General features: G+C 70.3%; 23 protein-coding genes, 1 tRNA gene and 1 pseudogene. 20 read left to right on the forward strand and 5 right to left on the reverse strand.

The window, feature by feature from the left end; translation table 11 throughout:
• The 9 genes from H590_RS18680 to H590_RS0111500 form a co-directional block, all read left to right on the forward strand.
• Nucleotides 1–100: integrase core domain-containing protein (locus tag H590_RS18680; protein ID WP_161626024.1), on the forward strand; the 100-nt coding region annotated here is incomplete at its 5' end.
• 59 nt (nucleotides 101–159) lie between these two features.
• The gene (locus H590_RS18425) at nucleotides 160–954 is read left to right on the forward strand and encodes a HEAT repeat domain-containing protein (RefSeq protein WP_051238565.1); all 795 of its coding nucleotides are present in this window, start codon (nucleotides 160–162) and stop codon (nucleotides 952–954) included.
• Between the two features lie 65 nt (nucleotides 955–1019).
• Nucleotides 1020–1667: a TetR/AcrR family transcriptional regulator gene (locus H590_RS16400; RefSeq protein WP_071161754.1), complete on the forward strand. Its 648-nt coding sequence runs from the start codon at nucleotides 1020–1022 to the stop codon at nucleotides 1665–1667.
• A 1-nt stretch (nucleotide 1668) separates the two neighbouring features.
• A complete protein-coding gene (gene gap / locus H590_RS0111475) occupies nucleotides 1669–2673 on the forward strand; it encodes a type I glyceraldehyde-3-phosphate dehydrogenase (RefSeq protein WP_028703658.1) in 1005 nt (334 codons plus the stop codon).
• 363 nt (nucleotides 2674–3036) lie between these two features.
• Complete coding sequence (locus H590_RS16405; RefSeq protein WP_232020944.1) at nucleotides 3037–5145, forward strand: MDR family MFS transporter; 2109 nt, start codon at nucleotides 3037–3039, stop codon at nucleotides 5143–5145.
• A complete protein-coding gene (locus H590_RS18430) occupies nucleotides 5142–5729 on the forward strand; it encodes a TetR/AcrR family transcriptional regulator (RefSeq protein WP_051238567.1) in 588 nt (195 codons plus the stop codon). Before H590_RS16405 ends, H590_RS18430 begins: the two co-directional genes overlap by 4 nt.
• A 48-nt stretch (nucleotides 5730–5777) precedes the next feature.
• Entirely contained in the window at nucleotides 5778–6851 is a 1074-nt protein-coding gene (locus tag H590_RS16415; RefSeq protein WP_084149475.1) for an alpha/beta hydrolase, read from the forward strand.
• The gene (locus H590_RS16420; RefSeq protein ID WP_071161755.1) at nucleotides 6848–8416 is read left to right on the forward strand and encodes an alcohol acetyltransferase; all 1569 of its coding nucleotides are present in this window, start codon (nucleotides 6848–6850) and stop codon (nucleotides 8414–8416) included. The genes H590_RS16415 and H590_RS16420 overlap by 4 nt, the downstream gene beginning before the upstream one ends.
• Nucleotides 8413–9075, forward strand: a complete 663-nt coding sequence (locus H590_RS0111500; protein ID WP_028703659.1) for a DUF6320 domain-containing protein — start codon at nucleotides 8413–8415, stop codon at nucleotides 9073–9075. Before H590_RS16420 ends, H590_RS0111500 begins: the two co-directional genes overlap by 4 nt.
• A 106-nt stretch (nucleotides 9076–9181) precedes the next feature.
• Here the strand turns inward: H590_RS0111500 and H590_RS0111505 are convergent, their stop codons facing one another.
• The gene (locus H590_RS0111505; protein WP_028703660.1) at nucleotides 9182–10960 is read right to left on the reverse strand and encodes an ABC-ATPase domain-containing protein; all 1779 of its coding nucleotides are present in this window, start codon (nucleotides 10958–10960) and stop codon (nucleotides 9182–9184) included.
• 168 nt (nucleotides 10961–11128) lie between these two features.
• Here H590_RS0111505 and H590_RS0111510 point away from each other — a divergent pair, with 168 nt between their 5' ends.
• The 3 genes from H590_RS0111510 to H590_RS17450 are packed head-to-tail and all read left to right on the forward strand — an operon-like array spanning nucleotide 11129 to nucleotide 14854.
• Nucleotides 11129–11881: a LamB/YcsF family protein gene (locus H590_RS0111510; RefSeq protein WP_028703661.1), complete on the forward strand. Its 753-nt coding sequence runs from the start codon at nucleotides 11129–11131 to the stop codon at nucleotides 11879–11881.
• Nucleotides 11878–13530, forward strand: coding sequence for a 5-oxoprolinase subunit B/C family protein (locus H590_RS16425; RefSeq protein ID WP_071161756.1), 1653 nt, complete (start codon nucleotides 11878–11880; stop codon nucleotides 13528–13530). Before H590_RS0111510 ends, H590_RS16425 begins: the two co-directional genes overlap by 4 nt.
• Nucleotides 13523–14854 (forward strand): serine/threonine protein kinase, encoded by a 1332-nt coding sequence (locus H590_RS17450; RefSeq protein WP_051238568.1) that lies wholly within the window; start codon nucleotides 13523–13525, stop codon nucleotides 14852–14854. Before H590_RS16425 ends, H590_RS17450 begins: the two co-directional genes overlap by 8 nt.
• Nucleotides 14855–14870: 16 nt before the next feature.
• Here the strand turns inward: H590_RS17450 and H590_RS0111525 are convergent, their stop codons facing one another.
• Nucleotides 14871–16349: a uracil-xanthine permease family protein gene (locus H590_RS0111525; RefSeq protein WP_028703662.1), complete on the reverse strand. Its 1479-nt coding sequence runs from the start codon at nucleotides 16347–16349 to the stop codon at nucleotides 14871–14873.
• A 110-nt stretch (nucleotides 16350–16459) separates the two neighbouring features.
• On the reverse strand, nucleotides 16460–17989 hold the full coding sequence (locus H590_RS0111530) for a dolichyl-phosphate-mannose--protein mannosyltransferase (protein WP_028703663.1): 1530 nt from the start codon (nucleotides 17987–17989) through the stop codon (nucleotides 16460–16462).
• Nucleotides 17990–18204: 215 nt separating this feature from the next.
• Here H590_RS0111530 and rsmI point away from each other — a divergent pair, with 215 nt between their 5' ends.
• From rsmI to H590_RS0111555, 5 genes and pseudogenes are all read left to right on the forward strand, one after another.
• Nucleotides 18205–19104, forward strand: a complete 900-nt coding sequence (rsmI, locus tag H590_RS16435; RefSeq protein WP_084149476.1) for a 16S rRNA (cytidine(1402)-2'-O)-methyltransferase — start codon at nucleotides 18205–18207, stop codon at nucleotides 19102–19104.
• Nucleotides 19101–19991, forward strand: coding sequence for a TatD family hydrolase (locus H590_RS0111540; protein ID WP_036982204.1), 891 nt, complete (start codon nucleotides 19101–19103; stop codon nucleotides 19989–19991). The genes rsmI and H590_RS0111540 overlap by 4 nt, the downstream gene beginning before the upstream one ends.
• Entirely contained in the window at nucleotides 19984–20859 is an 876-nt protein-coding gene (gene rsmA / locus H590_RS0111545) for a 16S rRNA (adenine(1518)-N(6)/adenine(1519)-N(6))-dimethyltransferase RsmA (protein WP_028703665.1), read from the forward strand. The genes H590_RS0111540 and rsmA overlap by 8 nt, the downstream gene beginning before the upstream one ends.
• 60 nt (nucleotides 20860–20919) lie before the next feature.
• Entirely contained in the window at nucleotides 20920–21870 is a 951-nt protein-coding gene (locus H590_RS0111550; protein ID WP_051238569.1) for a 4-(cytidine 5'-diphospho)-2-C-methyl-D-erythritol kinase, read from the forward strand.
• Nucleotides 21871–21873: 3 nt separating this feature from the next.
• Nucleotides 21874–22356 (forward strand): annotated as a pseudogene (locus H590_RS0111555) (MarR family winged helix-turn-helix transcriptional regulator); the annotation flags it as partial.
• A 1-nt stretch (nucleotide 22357) separates the two neighbouring features.
• Here H590_RS0111555 and H590_RS16440 read toward each other — a convergent pair.
• Nucleotides 22358–23017, reverse strand: a complete 660-nt coding sequence (locus H590_RS16440) for a TetR/AcrR family transcriptional regulator (protein WP_051238570.1) — start codon at nucleotides 23015–23017, stop codon at nucleotides 22358–22360.
• Nucleotides 23018–23221: 204 nt separating this feature from the next.
• Between H590_RS16440 and H590_RS0111565 the strand changes: the two genes are divergently transcribed.
• A tRNA-Gln gene (locus H590_RS0111565) sits at nucleotides 23222–23300 on the forward strand.
• A gap of 92 nt (nucleotides 23301–23392) precedes the next feature.
• Here the strand turns inward: H590_RS0111565 and H590_RS18435 are convergent.
• Nucleotides 23393–23563, reverse strand: coding sequence for a hypothetical protein (locus tag H590_RS18435; protein ID WP_153810749.1), 171 nt, complete (start codon nucleotides 23561–23563; stop codon nucleotides 23393–23395).
• Between the two features lie 223 nt (nucleotides 23564–23786).
• Here H590_RS18435 and glmU point away from each other — a divergent pair, with 223 nt between their 5' ends.
• Both glmU and H590_RS0111575 read left to right on the forward strand, forming a co-directional pair.
• A complete protein-coding gene (glmU, locus tag H590_RS16450; RefSeq protein ID WP_414973629.1) occupies nucleotides 23787–25298 on the forward strand; it encodes a bifunctional UDP-N-acetylglucosamine diphosphorylase/glucosamine-1-phosphate N-acetyltransferase GlmU in 1512 nt (503 codons plus the stop codon).
• Nucleotides 25295–26263: a ribose-phosphate diphosphokinase gene (locus H590_RS0111575; RefSeq protein WP_084149477.1), complete on the forward strand. Its 969-nt coding sequence runs from the start codon at nucleotides 25295–25297 to the stop codon at nucleotides 26261–26263. Before glmU ends, H590_RS0111575 begins: the two co-directional genes overlap by 4 nt.
• Nucleotides 26264–26470: the final 207 nt, after the last annotated feature.

The raw sequence follows: 26470 nt of genomic DNA on the forward strand, positions 1-26470 counted from the left end.
GGAATGGTTGCATCACTACAATCACCACAGACCCCACACCGGTATCGGCGGCCAGACCCCCTCAGAACGTGTTCACAACCTCACGGGGAAGTACACCTAGGCCTCTCCCTCGAGCAGGTCGGCAGGGCCCTTGACGATCCCGACTTCGACGCCGCGCGGATGCTCTCAGAACTCATCGACCGCACGGTGCGCAGGATCGCCGCGGAGCGCGAACTGCTCACCCGCCTGCGCGAGATCGAGTCGAACGGCCCGCACAGCTGGCAGGAGGCGCTGAGCGCCGTCGACCTTCTCTCGGGGTTGCGGTCCGGACGGTCGCAGGACCGCCAGGCCGCGGCACTGCGCTCGGGGATCGCCTCGGCGGCGCCCGACCCGCTCATCGGGATCTACCTGTCCGAGCCCGAGGAGGGGGTGGCGGGATCCCTGCGCTGGGCGATCGCCCGGACCGGCGAGGCCGCAGTCCCGACCCTCGCCGCGCACCTGTCCGACCCCGTGGCCGCCGTGCGGCGTCGCGCCGTTCACGCGCTGGGGGACATCGACGGTCCTGGCGCCGCCGATGCCCTGGTCGGAGTCCTGTCCGACCCCGACCCGGCCACCGCCGGGCTCGCCGCGATCCTCCTGGCCTCCCGCTCCGGCCTCTCGGGCGAACTCTCCCTGCCGGCGATCAGCGCACCGCTGGTGCGACTTGTCGTCGCGGGGCAGGACGACGTCGAGGCCGCCGAGGCACTGGGGAGGCTCGCCTCAGGCTCTGTGGCGGCAACCGGGCGGATCACCTCGGAGCTGCTCGACCAGCTCGCGGTGGCAGATCCGGCGGGCCGCAGCAGAATCGTCCAGGCTCTCGGCGAGATCCCCGGGGAGGGGGCCGCGGCGATCCTGCTCGAGTTGGCCGACGATCCCGATCCCGAGGTCTCCAGGGTGGCCCGCTACCTCGCAGGGTCGGACGCGACTCCCAGTTGATCCCGATCGAAGCCGAGGTCCGTGATCCCTTGTGTCTGTACCTGTAGGTAGGTACAGTCAAGGTCATGAACTCCAAGGAGAACCTCATCGAGACGATGAGCGACCTCATCTGGGAGCGCGGTTACGCCGCGACAAGCCCTCGTGAGGTGCGTGAACGCTCGGGGGTGGGTCAGGGGAGCATGTACTACCACTTCCCCTCGAAGCGGGATCTCGGCATCGCCGCGATCCGACACAACTGCGAGACTCTGCTGCCCGCCAGCCTGGAGATCCTCAACGGTCCCGGGGATCCGCTGGACCGCCTCACGAGGTACCTGAGTCGTGACAGTGAGCCGCTGCGGGGCTGCAAGGTGGGCAGGCTCACCCAGGACCCGGAGGTGGTGGCAGATCCCGGCATGCTCGCACCGATCGGCACATCCTTCGAGACGATTCACCACAGCCTCGTGGCGGTGATCGAGGAAGCCATTCGGATGGGGGAGCTCCCCGCCGATGTCGATGCCGGTCGGATTGCACATCTCATGACGGCGACCATCCAGGGCGGCTACGTCCTGGCGATCGCCGCCCAGGACCTTGGTCCCTTCAATGAGGCGCGGCGAGGCGCTCTCGACCTCCTCGATGCGGTGTCCCGCGCCACCACCCACAAGACCTCGGACGGCACGGGCCGTCCGGACACCCAGCTGGACGGCACCCGCCGTCCAGACGATCAGAAGGAATGACATGACTGTTCGCATTGGAATCAACGGGTTCGGTCGTATTGGCCGCAACTACCTGCGTGCCGCGCTGATCAACGACGCCGACGTCGAGCTGGTCGCGGTCAACGACCTCACCGACGTCTCCACCCTGGCCGACCTGCTGGAGTGGGACTCGATCTCGGGTCACCTCGACGGCGTTCAGGTCGATGGCAACACCCTGAGGGTCGGTGAGCGCTCCATCGCGGTGCTCTCCGAGCCCGATCCCGCCGCCATCGCGTGGGGCGACTACGGCGCCGATGTCGTGATCGAGTCCACCGGGCGCTTCACCGACAGGGACAAGGCCCTCGAGCACCTGAAGGGCGGCGCGAAGAAGGTCATCGTCTCCGCCCCCGCCAAGGGCGATGTCCCGACCTTCGTGCTGGGCGTCAACGACGACCGGCTCGATCCCGCGGCCTCGGACGTGTTCTCCAACGGGTCCTGCACCACGAACTCGCTGGCCCCGCTGGCCAAGGTGCTCAATGACTCCTTCGGCATCGAGTCCGGGCTGATGACCACGGTGCACGCCTACACCGCCGACCAGCGCCTGCACGATGCCCCGCACAAGGACCTGCGACGGGCGCGAGCCGCCGCCCTGTCCACCATTCCGACCACATCGGGAGCCGCCAGGGCCATCGGTACCGTCATTCCCGAGCTGGACGGGAAGCTCACCGGCTTCGCGCTGCGCGTCCCGGTGCCGGTGGGTTCGATCACCGACCTCACCGCCGACCTCACCACCGCGGTGAGCGTCGATGAGGTGAACGCCGCCTTCGCCGAGGCCGCCTCCTCCGAGCGCCTCGGGAAGTACCTGCAGTACTCCACGGCTCCGATCGTCTCCGCCGACATCGTCGGCAACCCGCACTCCTCGATCTTCGATGCCCCTCTCACCAAGGTCGCCGGCACGCAGGTCAAGGTGCTGGGCTGGTACGACAACGAATGGGGGTTCTCCAACCGGCTGGTCGAGTTCTCCGAGCGGATCGGTGCCGCGCTGTGATCCCCACGGCCTGAGCCGGTCCTCACGGCCAGAGCCGGTGCGGTACCGGCCGGAGTTCTGCCGACGTCGCCTGTCGCAGCCTCGCCCGCATCCTCACAGGGTGCGGGCGAGGCTGTTGTGCCGTCTGCGTCCTCGCGGTCCGGGAGTCCGGCAGGTCATCGGCGCCGAGGTGCCCGTCGGGTCAGTGCCGCGGGGTCGTGAGGACAGCTCGTCGGACCGAATTCTTGCATGCTCTGCAAGTTGCAGTATCTTTGCACCGGTCCGGCGGTCTCGCCGGGTGATCCGCAGGGACGCGGGGTGAGTCCTTCCGGGTCGTACCGGTGACCGCCCCCGCGCGCCGATATCCAGAATCGCAGGTGCGTCGTGAGCGCAGAAGCAGCAACCTCCGGCTCAGGGGCCCCCGGTCCGGCCCCGACCGGCGAGCACCGCGAGGGCGCGCTGATGAGCCAGCGCCAGATCATGCTCGTCGTGGTCGCACTGATGACGGCGATGTTCCTCAGCTCCCTGGACCAGACGATCGTCTCGACCGCCATCCGCACGATCGGCGATGATCTCCACGGCCTGGACAAGCAGGCCTGGGTGACCACGGCCTACCTCATCACCTCCACGATCATGACGCCGATCTACGGCAAGCTCTCCGACATCTTCGGCCGGCGGCCGCTGTTCCTGGTGGCCATCACGCTGTTCGTGATCGGGTCCTTCGCATCGGCCTTCTCGACCTCGATGCTGATGCTCGCGGCCTTCCGCGCCTTCCAGGGGATCGGCGCCGGCGGCCTGATGTCACTGCCGCTGGCCATCATGGGCGACATGCTCGCCCCCCGCGAGCGCGCCAAGTACCAGGGCTACTTCCTGGCCGTCTTCGGCATCTCGACGGTCATCGGACCCCTCATCGGCGGCGTCTTCTCCGACGCCCACGAGATCCTCTGGGTCTCCGGATGGCGCTGGGTCTTCCTGGTCAACGTGCCCGTCGGCATCATCGCGATCACGATGGTCTTCCTCTTCCTGCACCTTCCGCAGTTCGACAGCGGCCGGCGTCCCCGGATCGACTGGTGGGGAGCCACCGCGGTGGTGCTCGCCCTGGTCCCGATGCTGCTGGTCGCCGAGCAGGGCCGCGAGTGGGGCTGGACCTCGGTCGGTTCCATCGCCTGCTACATCGTCGCGGTGGTCGGGCTGGTCTCCTTCATCGTCATCGAGCACGCCGTCGGCGAGGACGCCATCCTGCCCCTGCGGCTGTTCGGCTACCACGCCTTCTCCTGGTCGGCGGTGCTCGGCCTGCTGGTGGGATTCGGCATGTTCGGGGCCATGATGACCATCCCCCTCTACCTGCAGATCGTGGAGGGCTTGACTCCCACCGAGTCCGGATTCGCCACCCTGCCGATGGTCCTGGGGCTGATGATCTCCTCAATCCTGGCCGGCGTCACCATCGCCCGTACAGGCAAGTACCAGTGGTTCCCCCGGGTCGGCACCGCCGTCACCGCGTGCGGGTACCTGCTCCTGCTGTGGGCCATCGGAACCGTGCTGTGGCACATGATGCTGGGCATGTTCGTCCTCGGTCTGGGGCTGGGCCTGCTCATGCAGGCGCTCACCCAGGCCAGCCAGAACGCCGTCGAGGCCCGCGACATGGGAGTGGCGACCAGCTCCTCCACCTTCTTCCGTCAGATCGGCGGGACGCTGGGCACCGCCGTCCTGCTGTCGGTGTTGTTCTCCGTGATGCCGACCAACATCACCAGTGCGATGGCCGACCGGCCCACCCTCACCACCGCGCTCAACGCCGCCCTGGACCCGAAGGTCGCCAGCGCCCCGCACAACCGGGCGATCATGGATCAGATGTGGTCGCCGATCACCGAGAAGATCACCCAGAACTACGCCAAGGGTCTGGACCGGGCGACCGCGAAGGTCAACGCCGAGGTCGAGGCCACGGTGCGCCAGCAGGTCACCGAGCAGGTCCGCAAGCAGGCCGCCGCCTCGGGACAGAACCCGGGCGCCGCACCCACCGCGGCCCAGCAGGCCCAGATGAAGGCCGAGATCGACCGGCTGGTGGCCAGCCTCACCCCCGCTGCCCAGCAGAAGGCCCTCCAGCAGGTCGCCACCCGACAGCACGTGAGTGTGGTCAACGGTCGACTCGCCGTCGACTACAGCAGTGCCGAACAGCGGTCCCGCGTCGTGGACAGCGTGGTTCCCGAGGTGTCCAACGCGATCCGCTCGGGATCCCAGTCCTCGAGCCAGTCCGGCACCGACACCTCCGACACCTCCTTCCTCAACGGCGCCGACGCCGCGCTGACCGGACCCTTCATGAAGGGGTTCGACGACTCGGCGAAGACCGTCTACTGGGTCGGCCTGAGCGTGATCCTGCTCGCCTTCGTCCTCACCTGGTTCTTCAAGGTGCCGCCGCTGCGCGAGCGTTCCGCCCTCGAGGAGCGCGCCGGACAGGGCTGGAAGAGGGTCGACGGGTCTCAGCCGGCGCAGGCATGAGTGCCAGCGAAGCCGGGACGGGTGGTCTGCGCGAGCACAAGAAGCGGGCCACCCGGACCGCCATCCACGACGCGGCCCTGAGCCTGGTCTCCGACCGTGGGATCGACGGCGTCACCGTCGAGGAGATCTGCGAGCGTGCCGAGGTCTCCCAGCGGACCTTCTTCAACTACTACCCATCGAAGGCCGCCGCGGTGCTCGGGATGAGCATCCACACCATCGGTGCCCCGGACCGACGGCGATTCCTCGCCGGCCGGGACGGGCTGGTGGGGGACCTGTGTGACCTGGTCGGCGCCCACGTCGAGGCCCTGCCCGACTCCGCCGGGCTGAAGCGACTGGCATCCTGCCAGCCCGGCCTGCTCGGCGACGTCGGCCGGCGGATGGATGAGCTGAGGGGGGACCTCACCGGTCTGGCGAGCCAGCGCACCGGGAACCCGCGGACCGCCCGGATGGCGGTGAGCCTGGTGATATCGGCCCTCGGGTTCACCCTCCAGTCCGCCGACGCCCCGGAGGGTCGCCGCGCGCTGAGCACCACCCTTCGCCACGTCGTCCAGGAGATGGGGGATCTGGCGCGGTCCCAGCAGTGACCGCGTCGGATTCGCCGGGGGCATTGCCGCAGTCCCTACGCTGGGGGCATGGGAACCGACCGTGACCCCTCGCCACGCCCACCGGTGGGCCCGCTCGCCCGAGCGGTGCTGAGCCTGTTCGCCGCCCCGCGACTCAACATGCTCGAGGACTACCCCAAGGTCCGCCGGATCCAGCGCCAGCTGGCATCCCTGCCGGTCCAGCGGTACCGGGCCCTGGACCGCCAGATCATGGCCGACGACGGCACCCATCCCATCCCGGTGCGGATCTTCGAACCCCGGCAGCGCCGCCGCGACGACGTCCTGCTGTTCTTCCACGGCGGCGGCTGGGTCACCGGCGACATCGACAGCTACACCCCGGCCTGCACGACGATGGCCGATCTCACCGGATCGGTGGTGGCATCGGTCGACTACCGGCTGGCCCCCGAACACCCCTTCCCCGCCGGCCTCCAGGACTGCTACCAGGTCGCCCACCTGCTGCTCGACGATCCGCATCGGGCGGGTGTCCCCGATGCCGGCAGGATCGTCCTGGTCGGCGACTCGGCGGGGGCGAACCTGGCCGCCGTCGTCTCGCTCCTGCTGCGCGACCGGGGTGAGCGCGGCGCCGACCACCAGATCCTGCTGTACCCGGTCACCCACTGGGACCACGATCCGGCCACCTCGCCGTTCCCCTCGGTGCGCGAGCACGGTCGCGACTACCGTCTCACCGACTCCGAGGTGCAGGACTACTTCGAGCTCTACTGCCCCGATCCGGCCCAGCGGCGCTCCCCGCTGGTCGCCCCCCTGATGGCCACCGACCTCAGCAGGCAGCCGACCACCCTGGTGGTCACCGCCGAACTCGACTTGCTGCGCGATGAGGGGGAGGCCTACGGGAGTGCCCTGCGGGAGGCCGGGAACACGGTGGTGATCGACCGGGTGCCCGCAGCTCTGCACGGGTTCATCACCCTGCCGCGATTCGCCCGGCCGTTGCGCGAGGGATACGAGGTGATCAACGACTTCCTCGACGGCCCCGCCGCCGGTGCAGACGCAGATGCCGGGACAGCCCCAGATGGTGGTACCGCCTCAGGAGCCGGGACAGCCTCTGATTCCGGTACCGGCGCCGGGTCGGGCAGCGAGCAGTCATGACCCGACGCAACTGGGTCGCCCTGGACAACGCGTCCAACATCTTCCTTGCCGCGCGCAGTGAGATCGACCCGAAGGTCTTCCGGATCAGCGCCGAGATGGCTGAGGAGGTCGACCCGGAGGTGCTGCAGCGGGCCCTCGACCTCACCTTCGACCGGTATCCGCTCTACCACGCGGTGCTACGACGCGGGGTCTTCTGGTACTACCTCCAGGACAGCGATCTGCGACCCCGGGTCCGGCCCGAGACCGGCTGCCCGTGCTCCCCGATCTATCAGCCCGATCGCCGCAATCTGCTGTTCCGGGTGCTGTACCGCGGCCGACGGGTGATGGTCGAGATCTTCCACGCACTGTCTGACGGCACCGGAGCGCTGTGGTTCCTCACCGACCTGGTGGACACCTACTGCGGGCTGCGCGGGACGGCGGACCATCAGATGGGGTCGGGGGCTGTGCCGGGCCCCGGGCCGTCGGACCGGGCAGCCTTCGTCCCCCGGACAACGGCCGAGCTCCGCGGGACGGGATCCGCGGGAGAGCCCGTCCACGAGCTCACCACCGACTCCTTCGCCTACTACTTCCGGCGGCACCGCCGAGCTGCGCGCAGCACGCCGTCGCCCGGCGGCGAGGCGTTCCGGCGTGCCGCCGCCCCCGCGGTGCTGTCGGTCCGGGACCCCGATCCGCGCGGCGCCACCAGCCGGCGGCATCGACGGCATCTGCTCGGCCACGGGGTGTACCAGGTCCGCGGCACTCTCACTCCCGACAACCGTCCACGGGTGGTCGAACTCACGATGGACGCCGGCCCTGTCCTGGCTCTGGCGCGTGGTCACCGGGTGGGTCTGACGATCTACCTCACCGCCCTGTTCCTGGAGGCGGTCCGGCTGTCCTCGCCGGGACTGGGGAGAGCGACCACGCTCACCGCATCGGTGCCGGTCAACCTGCGCCAGTTCTTCTCCTCGACCTCCGCCCGGAACTTCTTCGCGACCATCAGGGTCGGGCACCGTTACGGCCGAGAAGCAGACGACATCGATGCGATCTGCCGCGACCTGGACGACCAGTTCACTCCCAGTGCCACCCGTGAGGCTCTGGAGCAGAAGCTGCGCCGTCTCATCCGGTTGGAGCGGCTCGCCCCGCTGAGGATCTTTCCCAGCCCGCTCAAGGACGTCATCCTGCGCCTCATCAACTGGGGGAACAACCGTGGCCTCACGGTGGCGGTGTCCAACCTCGGCCTGGTGCGCCTGCCCGAGGCGTCCGAGTCGCAGGTCGGCAGGATGATGTTCCACACCGTGGCGGTCCGGCCGCAGTTCTGCGCGGTGACCCATGCCGGCCGACTCACCATCAGCTTCACCTCTCCCTTCATCCAGACCGGCCATGTCAAGGAGTTCGTCCGGTTGCTCACCCGCGAAGGAGTCGATGTGACGGTCGCCGTCTCCCGGGTGACCGAGGCCGAGCTCGGCCTGGTGGGGCTGCGCGGGGAGCACCACCGCAGGCCGAACGCGGAGGGCCGCAGCCACCGTCGTCGGCTCACTGGCCGCGGTGCTCACCGCAGTCGCGTTGGGGGAGGAGTCCACCGGTGAAACGCTGCCGAGCCTGCCGGGTCAGTATCGAGGGGGACTGGGAGGTCTGTCCGCTGTGCCGCGGTCCGGTGGAGGGCGAAGCGACGGCCAGCCCGCTGCCCAGGGTGCCCCTGGTCTTCTCCCGGAGACGGGTCCTGCGGGTGCTGTTCGTGTGCTCGCTGGTCGTGATCCTCGGGTCCTTCGCGATCCAGCTGCTGTTCCACCGCGGTACCTCCGGCATCGGTGTGCTGCGGTCGATATGGCTGGGCGTGGTGGCCGGGTGGCTGGTGGTCCTGATGGCCGTGCGAAAACGGCGCAACGCTGCGAAGGGAACGGTCTACCTGGTGCTGGTGGTCGGAGGGGTGTCGGCCTACTGGGACTACCTCACCGGCTGGCACGGGTGGTCGCTGAGCTATGTGGTCCCGATCGTGTGCGCCAGTTCCATCGCGGCCGTGCTCATCGCGGTGAGGGTGATGCGGATGGAGGTGGGCGACCACATCGTCTACAGCGGACTGATCGGCCTGCTGGGGTTGGTGCCGATTCTCTTCCTGGTCTTCGGCTGGGCCCCCAACCCGATCGCCTCCTGGGTGTGCGTCGCGATATCCGCAGTGGGCCTGATGAGGATGCTCGCCTGGTTCCCCGAGGCCCGCCGGGAACTCGCCAAGCGGCTGCGACTGTGAACCCGTCGGCCGGGTGGCGGTGAGTCGGGTGGGGGTGAGTTCTGCCCGTGTGGGGGTCGGGGTGTGGATAGTGCGGATGCCGCCGCTGTGGTGGCAGATCTCGTCGTTACTCGGGGCGACCTGCCCCCGGATGGGCCTCGCCGCCGGCCGGTCGCACCAGGCGCAGCCCTCTGTATCGGTTCACGGCGGCGTGGATCTCGGCGATCCGGGGTCTCGCCATCACACCGGGGTGGTTCCCCCGGGGTCGACCGTTCGAGGAGGCCAGCACATCAAGTCCCTCGGTCTCGATCAGGGCATCCAGCTCGGACACCGCCTCGGCCAGATCGACAGTCCCGTCCAGCCGCTCGCCCAGACGGTCCAGGGCCCGGGCCAGAGCCGTGGTCTGCGCGGAATCGACCAGCTCGCCGACCGCGGACAGGTCGATCTCCTGATCGCCGAGCTGGATCCTGTCCCGGCCTCTGGTGCGCGCACCTCGGCCACGCCGGTCGGGGCGCAGGCAACGAGGATCGGGCACCCGTGGAGAGCTCGGCACCAGCACCGGACCGTCGTCGGAGTCCGCCACCGGGGCCATTCCATCGGTTCGTCCGGCGATCTCCAGGGCTTGCGCGGTGACATCGCGGGGACGGTAGGCCTCCATCGCGATGACATGGTCGGCGACATCGAAGAAGGCCCCCGACCCGCCGGCCACCAGCACCGTGGAGACCCCTCGCTCGCGCTTCAGTGGGCGCACCCGGTCGACGAACGGGGTGATGGGCTCCTGGTCGGCCGGGATGAGGCGCCGCATCCGCTCGTCGCGGATCATGAAGTTCGTCGCGGAGGTGTCCTCGTCGATCAGCAGCGCCGAGGCTCCCGCATCGACCGCCTCCACCAGGCCGGCGGCCTGGGAGGTCGAACCGCTGGCGCTGGTGGTGGAGAACCGCCTGGTGTCGACGCCCGAGGGCAGGTCGGCGATGAACGGCGAGATGTCCACCCCGGTCACCGCCCGGCCGTCCTCGGCGCGCACGCTCACCGCATCGGCGCAGGTGAGCACCCACTCCCGACCGTCTCCGGCGATGTGGGGGTGCACTCCGCGTTCGATGGCGCGCAGCAGGGTCGACTTGCCGTGGTAGCCGCCACCCACGATGACAGTCACCCCCTCAGGAACTCCCATCCCGGTCACCGTCCGCCCGCTGGGCAGGTCCACCGTGACCCGCAGGGATGCCGGGCTGCAGAACTCCACCGGACGGGGGACACCCCCGCCGGCCATCGGCAGGTCTGAGTCCCCGGAGCGCCGCGGCAGGATCGACCCGTCGCCGACCAGGGCCACCAGCCCCAGACCAGGCAGCCGGTCGCGCAGACTGAGCTGGTCCCGGTACAGCGTCACATGCTCACGCAACCGGTCCAGGTCGGTGTCGACCAGGCTCAGTCCGGCCGACGCCAGCTCGGGGATCTCCTCACCGAGCAGGGTGAACGCGCGACGGCCGCGCACCCGGCGGCCGTCGGCAGGCAGGCCCACCGCCAGGCGCGCCTCCACGGAGTCGTCGGTGATGACCACTGTGGTGCGTTCCAGCACCTCCTGACCGACCCGACCGATCTCGACGAACCCATCCCTGCGGTCGTGCCGGGAACCCGCATCCCGGATGAGCCGGGAGAGCCTCCTGGTGAGGAAGTCGCAGACCGCCACCCGTCCCCGGCGGTCCTCGACCAGATCGGCGGGCACCCCCGTCCGACCGGCCGGCAGGCTGACTCTCACCAGAGAGGGGGGAGCGTAGGGATCGGCCTGGACGTGGTCGATGAACAGCTCGCACCGGCCGATCCGGTAGCCGCCGGACAGCCTGCGGAAACCGCCGTACCCCCGGCCGTCGATCGAGCGGAGGATCTGTTCCAGATCGTCAAGGTCTCGCATGGGCCACCATCCTGCCCGCATCGACGGGTCAGCACACCCGGGCCGGGCGGTCCGGCACACCCGGTCCCTGCAGGTCAGCCCACCCGGTCCCTGTGGTGCCGCCCACTAGAATTCGGGTCAACTGAGACGTCCCGGAAGGGGGCGGTGGCCCGAGACAGCGGAGGACCGATGATCGATCTCAACGCGGACTCAGGTGAGTCCTTCTCCCACTGGACCATGGGTGACGACGCCGAGATGATGGGCATCGTCACCAGCGCCAACATCGCTTGCGGGTTCCATGCCGGCGACCCCTCGGTGATGCATGCCACCGTCCGGTCGGCGGTCGAGCACGGCGTCGCGGTGGGTGCCCACGTCTCCTACCGCGACCTCGACCACTTCGGCCGAGTCTTCGTCGACATTGCTCCCGGTGAGCTCACCGACGAGGTGCTCTACCAGATCGGCGCACTCCAGGCGATGGCCCGGGCGGTCGGCAGCCGGGTGAGCTATGTCAAGCCGCACGGCGCCCTGTACAACAGCATCGTCGACAACACCGCCCAGGCCGAGGCGGTGGCCCGCGCCATCGCCGCCGCCGACGACTCCCTGGCCGTGCTGTGCCTGCCCGGATCCGAGATCGGACGAATCGCCGGGGAGGCCGGCCTGCGAGTGGTCCACGAGGCCTTCGCCGATCGCGCCTACAACCCCGACGGCACCCTGGTCTCCCGCCAACTGCCCGGTGCGGTGCTGCATGATCCGAGAGCAATCGCTGCGCGAGTGGTGAGGATGGCCGTCCACCACGAGGTGGAGGCGATCGACGGGAGCATCGTCGGCGTCGAGGCCACAAGCATCTGCGTCCACGGCGACACCCCCGGCGCGGTGACCATCGCCGCATCGGTGCGCCACGCCCTCACCGATGCCGGCGTCGCACTGTCCCGATTCTCATGACGACCTCGGCGGCCCACGGCTCACCGGTGATCCGTGCCTGCGGTCGCACGGCATTCCTGGTCGAACTGCCCAATCTGGCCGATGTGCTGGCCCTGCACGCGGAGCTGATCGCCCATCCGTTGTCCGGCCAGATGGAGGTGCTCGCGGCGGCGCGCACCCTAATGGTGCGCGCCGCCACCGAGCGCGACGCCGCCCGGCTGGCCGAACAGGTCGCGGCCCTGCACCCCGAGACCCACGACCGGCAGCAGGGACCCCTCATCGAGATCGAGGTCTGCTACGACGGCCCCGACCTGGACCGGCTCGCCACACTCCTGGGATGGTCCCGCGATGCGGTGATCACCGCCCACACCGGCCAGCTGTGGACCGCCGCTTTCGGGGGATTCGCCCCCGGATTCACCTACTGCGTGGCGCACAGAGATCTGGACGTCCCCCGTCGCCGGACACCGCGCACCGCGGTGCCGGCGGGCTCGGTCGGCCTGGCCGGGGCGTTCTCGGCCGTCTACCCGCGCACCAGCCCGGGCGGCTGGCAACTCATCGGCCGGACCGCTGCCGCCCTGTGGGACGCCGGACGGGACTCCCCGGCCCTCATCGCGCCCGGCACCCGGGTCCGCTACCGGGCCGTCCGCGACCTGGTGCAGACGACCACCCTGACTCGTCCGGACCACCCGGACCCCGCCCGGGGCTTGCGGATCCTGACCACCGGCCCGCAGAGTCTCATCACCGATCTGGGCCGACCGGGCCACGCCGATGTCGGGGTCGCCGAGTCGGGTGCGATGGACCGTGGGGCGGCCCGACTGGCCAACTCCCTGGTGGGCAACCCGGTGGCGCTCCCGGTGGTCGAGAATCTCGGCGGAGGTCTGCGGGTGCAGGCCGTCGGCGACCAGATGGTGGCCGTGACCGGCGCTCGGGTCCCGCTGTCGATCTCCGCGGACTCGCGACAGCACACGACGGCTGCACAACACACGCCGACTGCACAGCACCGTCCGCACTGCGAGCACGCCATCCGACTGATGGACGGTCAGGTACTGACCCTGGGGGTCCCCGAGGCCGGCCTTCGCAGCTATCTGGCGGTGCGCGGCGGGATCGACGCGCCGGGCCTGTTCGGTTCGGCGGCCACCGACCTGATGTCTGGGATCGGCCCGTCGCCGCTGAGGGCGGGTCAACTGCTGGCAGTCTCGGCCACCCGATGGGCGTCCTCTCCCCAACCCGGCGCCCGGCCCCGCCCGCTGCCCGCCTCAGGGGCGACCGTCGGGATCGTGCTGGGCCCCCGCGACGACTGGTTCACCCCGGGCGCCCTCGCCTCGCTGCTGAGCCAGCGGTGGCGTCTGCGCGAGGACTCCAACCGGATCGGGCTGCGTCTGGACGGGGTCCCGCTGGAGCGCTCACGGCCCGGTGAACTGGTCAGCGAGGGGACCGTCGCCGGCGCCGTCCAGGTGACCACCGCCGGTACCCCGGTGATCCTGATGCGCGATCACCCGGTGACCGGCGGATACTCCGTCATCGGGGTGGTGGAGGCTGCCGATCTGGACACCCTGGCGCAGCTCCCGGCCGGCTCGACGGTGCGATTCGAACGGTCCGGCGACGACACGGTCGGCGCGAGGAATCACGTCAACAGCCCTTCAACTGGCAGACTCGACCGCGATGGGTGAGATCTTCGGTGGTCGGTATGAGCTGGTGGATCCTCTCGGACGGGGCGGGTCGGGCGATGTCTGGCGCGTCTGGGACCACAGACGGTCCCAGTACCTGGCCGGGAAGGTCCTCCAGCAGTCCGACTCGGCCTCATTGCTGCGATTCGTCCGCGAGACCGGATGGCGGTTCGACCATCCGCACATCGTCGCCCCGCTGGGATGGATCGGCGAGGACGACCGGGTGATGTTCGCCATGCCGCTGGTGCACGGCGGCCCGGTCTCCAGTTTGCTGAGCGATCGCGGACCCCTGCCGAAGGCCTATGTGGCGTTGGTTGCCGACCAGATCCTGGACGCCCTCGAGGTGGTTCACGGCGCGGGTCTGGTCCATCGTGACCTCAAACCCGCCAATATCCTCATGGAGCCGACCCACACCGGCCTGCCCGATGCCCGTCTGGCCGATTTCGGGATCGCCGCCAAGGTGGGCGAGCCCCGGATGACCCGGGTCGCCGAGGTGGTCGGAACGCCGGGGTTCATGTCCCCGGAGGCGCAGATGGGCGCCGATCCGGATCCGGCCCAGGACATCTACGCCCTGGGTGTGGTGATGATCCAGCTGCTCACCGGGAACCGGCCCTCCGCCGACACCCCGCCGCCGTTGCCCGACAACCTGCTCAACTCGTCGCTGGGCCGGTTCGTCAGCGGCTGCCTGGTCGACGCCGGCCACCGCTTCCCCGGGGCCATCGAGGCCCGCGCGGCACTGGCTCCGATCCTGTCGGCGATGCCTCCGGCCAGAATCTCGGTGCCCGACAGGACACCGGCGCTGCCTCCCCGGTGGGGCCCGGCGGGACCGAACACCTCGACCCTCCCGCTGCCCGATCCGGACCGTCCCGGGACGCCGATCAGCGGACCCTCGGCGCCCTCGGCCAGGATGGTCGCGCGATCTCCGGGTTCGCTGCAGCCCGGCCAGGGCGCACCTGTTCAGCGACCCGGACCGGCGATCGCCAGGCCGAGCCCGCAGTCGGCCCGGATCAACCCGCAGTCGGCGCGCGGACACATGCAGGGGGCGCCGATCAACCAGCAGATGGTCCGGCCCGCTCCGCAGGGGGTGCGACCTGCTCCGCAGGCGATCCGGTCCTCACCGCCCGCAGCTCGCCCTGCGCCGCTGGTCGGACCCCGTGGATACTCCCAGAACACCCCTCAGTCGGGGGCCCGTCAGTCGGGCTCCCGGCCGGTTGCGAACCCGCAGACCGGGCGGTCCCCGGTGGCCCCCCGCGACATCGTGCTCGGTGCCGGGATCGCCGCCGGGATCGCCCTGGTCGTCATCCTCGTCCTGCTGCTGTCGATGTGACCGGGGCGCTCCCCGGTCACGAGTCCCGTTCGCTGCGCGCGTTGTGCGGGCGGGTCGAGGCCTTGTAGATCCCGGGGGCGTCGACGATGACGCTGGTCCCGCCGGCGGCGTCCGACAGGGACTTCGGCGCCAGCCAGTGCGCCAGGTGGTAGACGCAGACCGTCACGATGGTGCCCAGGGCGATCCCGCCCAGGGTGAAGTTCTCACTGAACTTCAGGGAGACGTCGCCGACGCCGATGATGATGCCGGCCGCCACCGGGACGAGGTTGACCGGATTGCCGAAGTCGACCCGGTTCTCGTGCCAGATCTTGGCCCCCAGCAGTCCGATCATGCCGTAGAGCACGACGCAGATCCCGCCCAGCACGCCGCCGGGGGTCGCCGAGATCACCGCGCCGAACTTCGGTGAGAAGCCGAACAGGATCGCCACCAGGGCGGCCACCACGTAGGCGGCCGTCGAGTAGACCCGGGTGGCCGCCATCACACCGATGTTCTCGGCGTAGGTGGTGGTCGGGCCGGCGCCCATCAAGGTGGCCAGCATCGAGGTGGCGCCGTCGGCGGCGACCGCCCGGCCAACCTGGTGGTCCAGGTTCTTGCCGGTCATCTCGGAGACGGCCTTGACGTGGCCGGTGTTCTCGGCGATGAGGGCGATCACCACCGGCAGGGCCAGCAGGATGAAGGCCAGGTGGAAGCTCGGCAGGTGGAAGCCGACGACGTTGGTGGCGGCGAAGTGGCCGGTGCCGGTCGAGTCGATGGTGTACTTCCAGTGCTGCAGGTCGGTGGCCGGGGGCAGCCCGAACCAGTCGGCGCTGCGCACCCCGCTCCAGTCGACCCGGTTCGCGGTGCTCGAGACGCCGTCCACGGTCCGGGTGATCGGGCCGAGGGTGAGGTCCTCCAGCCAGCTGAGCAGGTATCCGAAGACCAGGGCGATGAAGATCGCGATCCGGGAGACGAAGCCGCGCGGGCCGACCGACAGGGCGACCACCACCAGCATGGTGATCAGTGCGGTCCACTGGTCGACCGGCCAGTAGGTCTTGGCGACCACCGGGGCGAGATTGAAGCCGATGAGCATCACGACGGCACCTGTGACCACCGGCGGCAGCACCCGGTGGATCACCCGGGCGCCGGCCATCTGGATGACGACGCCGCACATGAACAGCGTCACGCCGACCACGAAGAGCGCTCCCGACACGTCATCGGGTCGGCCGCCGGCGGCGTAGATGGCGGCCGCGACGCCAGGGAAGGCGGCCGAGGAGCCCAGATAGCTGGGGACCTCGTGCTTGGTGGCGAAGATGAAGATGAGGGTGGCGACTCCCGACATCATCACGGCCAGCTGGGGGTTGAGCCCCATCAGCACCGGGAAGACGAAGGTCGCCCCGAACATCGCCACCACGTGCTGGGCGCCCAGGCCGACGGTGCGACCCCACCCCAGACGCTCGTCGGGTGCGACCACCTCGCCCGGTTCGAGATGGCCGCCGTTGTGGAGTTTCCAGATCATGGGCTGTCCCCTTTCCGGGGGGACAGCGTACCGAAGGTCCGTGACGGTGCCGTTACCCGTCCGCAGGCGGCCCCGGACGCTCTCCCTGGGGCCCCTCAGGCCTGTCCGCCTCAGATCCAGCTGCGCAGCCACATCCTCGCCAGCCAGGCCTGTCGGGTCATCAGCTGGTCGGTGAGGATCGGGTAGATGAAGGCGAAGTTGGCGGCCACCAGGGCCACCGCCGCCCCGACAATGGCGGCCCCGGTCCTGCGCCGCCGGGTGTTCTCCGCCGGGCCGAGGATCTGGCCGAGCCAGATCGCCAGGATCACCACGGTGAACGGGATGATGCAGATCGCGTAGAAGAAGAACAGCGGCCGGTCGGCGTATCGGAACCAGGGGATCCAGGTGGAGGCCATCGCCACCACCGGCAGGGTGAACCGCCAGTCCCGCCCGAAGATCCACCACACCACCCCGGCGGCCAGGGCGATCAGCGCCATCCACCACAGCAGCGGCGTGCCGACCGCCGAGATCACCCTCAGGCAGCTGTCGCCGACGGCCTGGCACCCCTGTGTTCCGGGGCTGATGTTGTTCTGGGCGTCGATCCCGATGGGTCGCTGGACGATGAGCCATCCCGAGGGGTTCGCCGAGTACACGTGGGTCTGGTTCATCATGTACGAGCCGGTGTGGAAGTCGTAGATCTGCCGGTGGTACTCCCACAGCGCGGCCAGCGGGCGTCCCACCAGGCGCTCCACCCGGGGGTCGGGGACCGGTCCGGTCCAGCCGGCTCCGAACTGCATCCGCGGATAGACCTGCAGCCAGCGCGCCCAGCTGGCCAGGTAGACCGCCCCGGCCAGCACCACCAGCTGGACGAAGGCCGGCAGCCCGTCGCGGATCAGCGACCACCAGGCCAGACGCCGTGCACCGGCCAGCCGGCGGGCCGACCAGTCCCAGCACAGCGAGATGATGCCCATCGAGGCGAGCACGAACATCGAGTTCCACTTGACGGCGATGGCGCAGCCGAACATCAGTCCGGCGGCGATCCGCCACGGCCGGAACCACAGCGCCGGGCCGTAGCCGCCGGCCAGGTTGGGCAGTCCGGCGGCACGCAGATGGTCGGCAAGTCGATGCCGGAACCAGTCCCGGTCGGCGGCCACCGCGGCCACCCCGGCGACCAGGAAGAAGGCCTGGAAGATGTCGAGCAGCCCGATCCGGCTCATCACGAAGGACAGCCCGTCGAGGCTGAGCAGGATCCCGGCGATCGCCCCGACCAGGGTGGAGCGGGCCAGACGCCGGGCCAGTCGGATGGTCATCAGGATCATCAGGGAGCCGAAGATCACCGACATGAACCGCCACCCGAAGGAGTTCATCCCGAACATCTGCTCGCCGGCGGCGATCAGCCACTTGCCGAGCGGGGGATGGACGACGAACTCGGCCTGGGCGTTCCAGATCGAGGTCTGGCCGGCGACGATGTCCGGATTGGCGGTCTTGGCGTCCGGCCAGGTCCCCTCGTAGCCCAGGTGGAGCATCGTCCAGGCGTCCTTGGGGTAGTAGGTCTCGTCGAAGACGAGGGTGCGGGGGAAGGACACGTTGTGCATCCGCAGCACCAGCGCCAGGGCGGTGATCACCGCGGTGACCACCCAGCTGGCGAAGCAGTCGCTCATCCGGCCGTCATCGAGCCGGTCGAGGGTCGACGAGGGGCGGCGGATCCGTGCACTCACTCTCCCCATCGTAGAGCGGAGCGCTGTCAGTTGCGGAGACCAGCGCGGAGACCAGCGCGGAGACCAGCGCGGAGACCAGCGCGGAGACCAGCGCACAGGGGGACCCGTGGCGCCCATGGGAGACTGGCCCCGTGAATGAGACAGGGTCGGCAGAAGGAATGGGCCGGGTGATCCTCGCGGGAACCCCGATCGGGGACCGGCGGACCGCCTCCCAGGCGTTGCTGGAGACTCTCGGCCAGGCCACACTGGTCGCCGCCGAGGACACCCGCCGCTACCACGACCTGCTGAGGCGTTTGGGGGTCACCAGCTCCGCCCGGGTGGTGAGCTTCTTTGAGGGCAATGAGGCCCATCGACTCCCCGAGCTGCTCGAGGAGCTGCGATCGGGGCAGGACGTCGTGGTGGCCACCGATGCCGGCATGCCCTCGGTCTCCGATCCCGGCTACCGGCTGGTGAGGGCCGCGATCGACGAGGGGATCACCATCACCTCGGTGCCCGGGCCGACCGCCGTCACCACCGCTCTGGCCCTGTCGGGGCTGCCCACCGACCGGTTCTGCTTCGAGGGATTCCTGCCTCGCAAGGCCGGGGAGCGTCGCCGCGCGCTGGCCGGGCTGGCCGACGAGCCGCGCACCATCATCGTCTACGAGGCCCCGCACCGGCTGGCCGCGCTGCTGGCGGAGGCGTCTGCCCAGCTCGGGGCGGACCGGCCGGCGGCGGTGTGCCGGGAGCTCACCAAGACCTATGAGGAGGTCCGGCGCGGACCGCTGTCGGAGTTGGCCGAGTGGGCGGCGCAGGGGGTGCGCGGCGAGATCACCGTGGTGATCGGCGGCGCCACCGGCGGGCCGGTCAGCATGGAGCAGGCCACCGGGATGGTCGCCGAGCAGGTCGCCCGGGGGGAGCGGATGTCCACGGCGGTCGCCCAGGTGGCCGCCCGCACCGGGGTGAGCCGCCGGGAGCTGTACGAGGCCTCCCTGGACAGCCGAGACCGGGCCGATGGAGCACCCGACGGGGCCGATGACACCGCCGACTCCTGTGACACAGACGGGGAGGACAACCGGTGAGGCGCTCTCAGGTCGCCGACCAGCTCGCCGCGATCGGCCTGCCGGCCCTGCCCGATCCACTGGCGGCCCCGATCGCCGACTCCCACACCCATCTGGACACCGTCTGCGAGATGGTCGGGGTGGATCCGGAGCTGTCGTTGGCCGCGGCCGCCGCGACCGGCGTCACCCGTCTGGTGGAGGTCGGCTGCGATGTCGCCGGGTCCCGGTTCGCCGAGCACCTCGCCTCCCGTTACCGGCAGGTGGTCGCCGCGGTGGCGATCCATCCCGACGAGGCCGCCGAGCTGGCCGCCCGCTCGCCCGAGGCCCTGACCGATGCGATCGAGGAGATCGACCGGCTGGCCGGGTCGGGGTCCCACGTCAGGGCGGTCGGGGAGACCGGCATCGATCACCACAACACTCCCGAGGGTCCCGGCTGGGCGGTCCAGCGCGACTCCTTCGCCGCCCACATCGCCCTGGCGAAGAAGCACGGGCTCACCCTGGCGGTCCACGACAGGCAGGGTCACCGCGACATCCTGGACGTTCTCGACGCCGAGGGATGGCCCGACCGGGTCATCATGCACTGCTTCTCCGCCGGCGCCGATCATGCCCGACGCTGCCTGGAGCACGGCGCCTGGCTGTCCTTCTCCGGCACCGTGACCTTCAAGTCGGCCCGCCCCCAGCGCGAGGCCCTGGCGATCACCCCGCACGACCGGATCCTGGTCGAGACCGATGCCCCCTTCCTCACCGCCGAGCCGCTGAGGGGACGCCGCAACGGCCCCTACCTGGTCGCCCACACGGCCCGATTCATCGGGGACCGGCTGGGTCTCGACGAACTCGACTGCTGCCGGATGCTGGACCGCAACACCTCGGCCGCATACGGCGGGGAGTGGGGGGCCGACCATGACTGAGCAGACCAGCGGGGGCGGGCTGCTGGGCCCGCGGCAGATCCGTGAGCTGGCGGACCGCATCGGACTGCGTCCCACCAAGTCCCGCGGCCAGAACTTCGTCCATGACGCCAACACGGTGAGGCGGATCGTCTCCCTGGCGCAGACCGGCCCGACCGATCGGGTGATCGAGGTCGGACCGGGGCTGGGATCCCTCACCCTGGGGCTGCTGGAGACCGGCGCCCAGGTGGTCGCCATCGAGATCGACCCGCTGCTGGCCGCCCAGCTGCCTCTCACCGTGGCCGAACGGATGCCCCGGGCGGCCGATCGGCTCGAACTCGTCGAGTCCGACGCCCTCAAGGTCTCGACCCTGCCCGGGGAGCCGGCAACCGAGCTGGTGGCCAACCTTCCCTACAACGTCGCGGTGCCGGTCCTGCTGCACCTGCTGGCGATCGCTCCCGGCTGGCGGACCGGTCTGGTGATGGTGCAGCTGGAGGTCGCCGACCGGCTGGTGGCGGCCCCGGGGTCGCGGACCTACGGCGTTCCCAGCGCGAAACTGGCCTGGTACGGCCGGGCCGAGCGGGTGGGCACCGTCCCGCCCCGGGTGTTCTGGCCGGTCCCCAATGTGGACTCGGGCCTGGTGCGCATCACCCGGGTCGACCCGCCGGCCTGCTCGGCGACCCGCGAACAGGTCTTCACGGTGATCGACGCCGCCTTCGCCAATCGCCGCAAGATGCTGCGCTCGGCGCTGTCCTCGCTGTGCGGCCGGTCGGCAGCCGCCGCCGAGCTGCTGACGGCGGCCGAGGTCGACCCGACGGCGCGGGGGGAGTCCCTCGGGATCCAGGAGTTCGCCCGGATCGCCGAGCAACTGGTGGCCGCCGGGAGGCTCTGAGCGGCAGACATCCCATGGTCAGCCCTACGGTGTGAGTCGTTGAGTGGATAGGTTGGCCCCATGGCCAGCAACGCACGTGTCACCCCCGGGGCCCCACCAGTGATGGTGCGGGTCGCCGCGAAGGTGAACCTCGCGCTGGGAGTGGGCCCCCTCGGCGAGGACGGCTACCACCCGCTGACCACCGTCTTCGAGGCGGTCGGCATCTACGACCAGATCAGTGTCTCGGCACGCTCCGACGACGAGATCCATGTCAGCGTCGAGGGGCCGCAGGCCGATCTGGTGCCCGCCGACGAGACGAATCTGGCCCACCGGGCCGCACGGCTGATGCGCGAACGCTGGGCCGGATCGGATCTGGGCGCCGACATCCAGATCCTCAAGTCGATCCCGGTGGCCGGTGGGATGGCCGGCGGTTCGGCGGACGCGGCCGGCACCCTGCTGGCCTGCTCGGTGCTGTGGGATCTGGACACCGGCCCCGACGATCTGCTGCAGCTCGGTGCCGATCTCGGCTCCGACGTCCCCTTCGCGCTGACGGGCGGGGTGGCGCTGGGCCGTGGTCGCGGCGACCACCTGGTCCCGGTGATCTCGCGGGGCACCCACCACTGGGTGTTCGCCACAGCTGCCGAGGGGCTGTCCACCCCTCAGGTCTACCGGCACTTCGACGAGCTCGGCGGGGCCGGCGGGGAACTCATGCCGACCGCACTCATCGCGGCACTGACCAGCGGCGACATCGATGCGGTGGCGCACCGGCTGGGCAATGACCTGCAGGACGCCGCGCTGGATCTGCGGCCCGAACTGGCCGAGGTGCTGCGGGCCGGCGAGGAGGCCGGTGCGCTCGCCGGGCTGGTCTCCGGGTCGGGCCCGACGGTGGCCTTCCTGGTCCCCGACGAGGCGACCGGGCGGACCATTGCCACCGGCCTGGCGGAGTTGGACCAGGTCGAGACGACCCGGGTGGCGCGCGGGCCGGTGCCCGGGGCGCAGCTCCTGCCGGGAACCCTCCAGGCGAGGATGTGAGCCGTGGCAGACTCCGTCGACCGGATCATCGCCGCGTGGACCCGGGAGCGTCCCGACCTTCCGGTGGACCGGATGGAGGTGTGGTCCCGGGTCACCCGGCTGTCCCGGCTGCTGGACCGGGAGCGGTCCCGCGCCTTCGCCCAGCACGGTCTGGAGGTCTGGGAGTTCGACGTGCTGGCGGCGCTGCGCCGGGCCGGCAGCCCCTACCAGCTGAGCCCGGGCCAGCTGCTCGTCGAGCTGGAGGTCTCCTCGGGGGCGATGACGAACCGGATCACCCGACTGTCCCAGCGCGGACTGGTGGTGCGACGTCCCCACCCGGTGGACGGTCGCAGCGCCCTGGTGGAGCTGACGGACCAGGGCAGGGAGCTGGCCGACGGGGCTCTCGCGGCGCTGCTGGACTCCGAGGGAGGTCTGCTCCAGGAGATCGATCCGCGAGATGTCGAGCGGCTGGGCGCCGGGTTGCGGGCGGTGCTGGGCGACCAGGAGATCAGGTCGAGGGGGTCTGGTCCTCGGACCCCTGCTCGGCGCGCTGCGCGCGGGCCCGCCGGGTCGACCGGGTCAACTGGGGGGACGCCGACAACCGACCCAGCCCGTTGAAGGCCAGATCGACCAGGTGGGCGGCCATCTGCTCCTTGGCCGGCTGCCGGTTGTCGAGCCAGGCCTGACCGGCCATTCCGACCATCCCGGTGAGGGCCTGGGCGTAGATCCCGGCGTTCGCCAGGTCGTAGCCGTGCCCGGCGAAGGTGTCGCCGAGCAGCCCCTCGGCCCAGGACGCGACGTCGGACAGGATCGAGGCGTAGGAGCCCGTCGAGGTGCCCACCGAGGAGTTCCGCGAGATGATCCGGAACCCGTCGGGGTGGTCGTCGATGTAGTCCAGCAGGGCCAGCACCCCGGACTCCAGGATGGTGCGCGGGCTCTGCCGCGGGCGGGTCAGCGCCGCCAGCAGACTGGTCTGGAGGAGCTGGACCTCGCGGTCGACGACCACCGCGTAGAGGCCGTCCTTGGACCCGAAGTGCTCGTAGATCACCGGCTTGGAGACCCCGGCGGTGGAGGCGATCTCCTCGACGGAGGTGCCGTCGACGCCATTGGCCGAGAAGAGTCCGCGAGCCACCCCGATGAGCTGGTCGCGACGCTGCGCGCTGGTCATCCGCACTCTCGTCCGGCGCTGCTCGTGCGGTGCGTGGGAGGTGCCGGAGGATGACGCGGAGGCGGGGGGTGAGCCCTTTCCGGAGGACGCGGTGGCCATGCCCTGAAGATACCCGGGTGCGCCCCCGCCGGTCCTTGCCGGCCGGTCCTGCACGCGGGCACCCGCCCGATTGCCGTATCGTGGGGCGAGCTCGTGCTCGAGCGTTCCCCGGTTGGTCTGCCGGCAGGGCCCGCCTGACTTTGAATCAGGACTAGCGACACAGGTTCGACTCCTGTCCGGGGAGCTGCAGGGTCCCTCCCTTGCCCTCCACCGCCCAGCAAATGCGGTCTCCGCCGACGGACAGCGGGTCACCCGGCGGCTGGCTCTCGCCGATCACTACGGGGTGACCCCGTGGGCCGTCGACAAGTGGTCGCGGGCGGCCCGCGATCTCGGGCTGATCACCAAGGACAGGCAGGGCTCGCCGCGCAGGGCGAGGTCCCGCAGGAAGGCTCCTCCCGTCGACGGCGCGCCGTCGGGCTCAGACTCGTAGGGGCTGCGCCGGGTCACCTGCGCACCGCATAGAATCGGCACGAAGCACCGCGACCCGGCGTGTTCTGACCGGGGTCGACGCAACGGAATCGATTCGTGTCCGGGCGGCGTGGTCCCGTGTCGATCGGCTGGGTTAGGCTCGGCTGGCGCCCTCGGCACGGCTGAGAGACACTTGGCAGGACGTCCGGGGTGCAGTTGGCAGCGACCCAGGTGGCACGGACGAGCCACCGCACAGCGAGGGGTGAGTACCGTGACCACGACCAGCGATCAGTCGCAGTCGAGTGGGGTGGCAGCCGTCATCGTGCTGGCAGCCGGCGGCGGCACCCGGATGAGGTCCAAGCGGTCGAAGCTCCTCCACGAGGTCGCCGGACGCCCGATGCTGTCCTGGGCGGTCAACGCCGCCCGCGGTCTGGACCCCCAGCATCTGGTCGTGGTGGTCGGGCATCTGCGCGATCAGGTCGAGGCCCAGCTGGCCGAGGACGCCCCCGACGTCGTCACCGCCGTCCAGGCCGAGCAGAAGGGCACCGGTCACGCGGTGGCCTGCGCCCTGGAGGGGCTGGGCGATCTGACCGGTGAGGTCGTCGTCACCTACGCCGACGTCCCGATGCTCAACACCCAGACCCTGCAGGACCTCGTCCGGGCCCATCGGTCGGCGCACACCCTGGCCACCGTCCTCACCGCCGAGGTGCCCGACCCGACCGGCTACGGCCGGGTGCTGCGCAACGGCGAGGAGGTTGTCGGCATTGTCGAGCACAAGGACGCCGACGACGCCCAGCGCCGCATCCGGGAGATCAACTCCGGCATCTACGTCTTCGACGCCGCGGCCCTGCGACGCGGGGTCGCGGCGCTGTCCAATGACAACGCCCAGGGCGAGTACTACCTCACCGATGTGGTCTCGATGGCCGCCTCGGGCCAGATCCACGGCGACGACCCGGCCCGGCACGGCGTCGGGGCGCACCGCACCGACGACCTGTGGCAGACCGAGGGGGTCAACGACCGCGTCCAGCTGTCGCGGGTCAACGCCGAGATGAACCGGCGGATCCTCGAGAAGTGGATGCGCGCCGGGGTGACCATCGCCGACCCGACGAGCACCTGGATCCAGCCGGACGTCGACCTCGGGCAGGACGTCACGATCCTCGCCGGCAGCAGTCTCAACGGCGCCACCAGCATCGGGTCGGGTGCCGTCATCGGGCCCGAGACCACCCTCACCGACTGCGAGGTCGGCCAGGACGTCGTGGTCAGGCGCACCGAGGCGACCCTGGCGGTGCTGGGGGACGGCGTGCGGGTCGGCCCCTGGGCGAACCTGCGGCCGGGCACGGTGCTCGACCAGGACACCCGGATCGGTGCCTTCGTGGAGACCAAGAACGCCCACCTGGGGGCCGGCACCTCGGTGCCGCGGCTGGTCTACGCCGGCGACGTCGTCATCGGCACCGATGTCACGGTCGGCGCCGGGGCGGTGTTCGCCAACAATGACGGCCGCACCACCAGCACCACCAGCGTCGGCGACGGCGCCTTCGTCGGCTCCAATGTCGTTGTGGTGGCTCCGGTCACCATCGCCCCGGGGGCCTTCCTGGCCGCCGGCTCGGCGATCACCGAGGATGTGCCCGCCGACTCCCTGGCCATCGCCAGGCAGCGGGGCCACATCAGCACGGGCTGGGCTGCCCGGCACCGGGAGCAGATGGCTCCCCCAGCAGACTCGGACCCCAGGTCCGACACACGAAACCACATTTCCACGCCGGAGGATCATTCGTGAGCGGTGCCACACGACCCAACAACAAACACCTGATGCTCTGTTCGGGACGGGCATACCCCGAACTCGCACAGGAGATCGCCGAGGAGCTGGGAGTCGAGCTGGTTCCCTCGCGCCAGGTCACTTACGCCAACTCAGAGATCTACGTCCAGTTCCAGGAGTCCGTGCGCGGCTGCGACGCCTTCGTCGTCCAGTCCCACTGCGCACCGGTCAACGAGGCCATGATGGAGCAGCTCATCATGATCGACGCCCTCAAGCGCGCCTCCGCCAAGCGGATCACCGTCGTCGCCCCGTTCTACCCCTACGCCCGCCAGGACAAGAAGCACCTCGGTCGCGAGCCCATCTCGGCGCGCCTGATGGCCGACCTGTTCCTGGCCGCCGGAGCCGACCGGATCATGGCCGTCGACCTGCACGCCGCCCAGATCCAGGGGTTCTTCGACGGTCCCGTCGACCACCTGTGGGCCCTGCCGGTGCTCTCGGACTACGTCCACGAGAAGTACGGCAGCGAGGACGTCGTGGTGGTCTCCCCGGACGCCGGCCGGGTGCGACTGGCCGACATGTGGACCGACAAGCTGGGCTGCCAGCTGGCGATCATCCACAAGCGCCGTGACCCGAACAAGGCCAACGAGGCGACCACCCACGAGGTGGTCGGCAAGGTGAAGGGCAAGACCTGCATCCTGGTCGACGACATGATCGACACCGCGGGCACCATCTGCCAGGCCGCCAAGGCCCTCAAGGAGCACGGTGCCGCCAAGGTCATCGCCGCGGCCACCCACCCGGTGCTGTCCGGCCCGGCGGCCGACCGGATCAACGCCTCCCCGATCGAGGAGCTCATCGTCACCAACACCCTGCCGACCCCAGACGGGGTGCACATCCCGAAGATGACGGTGCTGTGCATCGCCCCGCTCATCGCCAAGGCCATCCAGCAGGTCTTCGAGGACGGATCGGTCGCCCAGCTGTTCCGCTGAGCAGGGCCGTCGGTACCGCCGCCGAGCTCCGCAGACAGACGCCGTCGCCCCTCGGGGCGACGGCGTCCTGCTCGCCCCAGGTTTGCCGGCCGAAGTCCTGCTGAGCTAGAATCTACCACTGCTTGGCGAGGGACCGCAGGGTCCGTGATCGACTGGCCGTCCAGAGTTCTGGACTCTCCACTCGTCGAGCCCCCATCCGGTTCCGAG

The organism is Acidipropionibacterium jensenii DSM 20535, assembly GCF_000425285.1.
Taxonomy (GTDB): domain Bacteria; phylum Actinomycetota; class Actinomycetes; order Propionibacteriales; family Propionibacteriaceae; genus Acidipropionibacterium; species Acidipropionibacterium jensenii.

What these genes read in the sequence shown, in the direction of transcription:
- H590_RS18425 (WP_051238565.1), top strand. Translation starts at nt 160, where the DNA reads ATGCTCTCAGAACTCATCGACCGCACGGTGCGCAGGATCGCCGCGGAG.
- H590_RS16400 (WP_071161754.1), top strand. Translation starts at nt 1,020, where the DNA reads ATGAACTCCAAGGAGAACCTCATCGAGACGATGAGCGACCTCATCTGG.
- gap (WP_028703658.1), top strand. Translation starts at nt 1,669, where the DNA reads ATGACTGTTCGCATTGGAATCAACGGGTTCGGTCGTATTGGCCGCAAC.
- H590_RS18430 (WP_051238567.1), top strand. Translation starts at nt 5,142, where the DNA reads ATGAGTGCCAGCGAAGCCGGGACGGGTGGTCTGCGCGAGCACAAGAAG.
- H590_RS16415 (WP_084149475.1), top strand. Translation starts at nt 5,778, where the DNA reads ATGGGAACCGACCGTGACCCCTCGCCACGCCCACCGGTGGGCCCGCTC.
- H590_RS16420 (WP_071161755.1), top strand. Translation starts at nt 6,848, where the DNA reads ATGACCCGACGCAACTGGGTCGCCCTGGACAACGCGTCCAACATCTTC.
- H590_RS0111505 (WP_028703660.1), bottom strand. Translation starts at nt 10,960, where the DNA reads ATGCGAGACCTTGACGATCTGGAACAGATCCTCCGCTCGATCGACGGC.
- H590_RS0111510 (WP_028703661.1), top strand. Translation starts at nt 11,129, where the DNA reads ATGATCGATCTCAACGCGGACTCAGGTGAGTCCTTCTCCCACTGGACC.
- H590_RS16425 (WP_071161756.1), top strand. Translation starts at nt 11,878, where the DNA reads ATGACGACCTCGGCGGCCCACGGCTCACCGGTGATCCGTGCCTGCGGT.
- H590_RS17450 (WP_051238568.1), top strand. Translation starts at nt 13,523, where the DNA reads ATGGGTGAGATCTTCGGTGGTCGGTATGAGCTGGTGGATCCTCTCGGA.
- H590_RS0111525 (WP_028703662.1), bottom strand. Translation starts at nt 16,349, where the DNA reads ATGATCTGGAAACTCCACAACGGCGGCCATCTCGAACCGGGCGAGGTG.
- H590_RS0111530 (WP_028703663.1), bottom strand. Translation starts at nt 17,989, where the DNA reads ATGAGCGACTGCTTCGCCAGCTGGGTGGTCACCGCGGTGATCACCGCC.
- rsmI (WP_084149476.1), top strand. Translation starts at nt 18,205, where the DNA reads ATGGGCCGGGTGATCCTCGCGGGAACCCCGATCGGGGACCGGCGGACC.
- rsmA (WP_028703665.1), top strand. Translation starts at nt 19,984, where the DNA reads ATGACTGAGCAGACCAGCGGGGGCGGGCTGCTGGGCCCGCGGCAGATC.
- H590_RS0111550 (WP_051238569.1), top strand. Translation starts at nt 20,920, where the DNA reads ATGGCCAGCAACGCACGTGTCACCCCCGGGGCCCCACCAGTGATGGTG.
- H590_RS16440 (WP_051238570.1), bottom strand. Translation starts at nt 23,017, where the DNA reads ATGACCAGCGCGCAGCGTCGCGACCAGCTCATCGGGGTGGCTCGCGGA.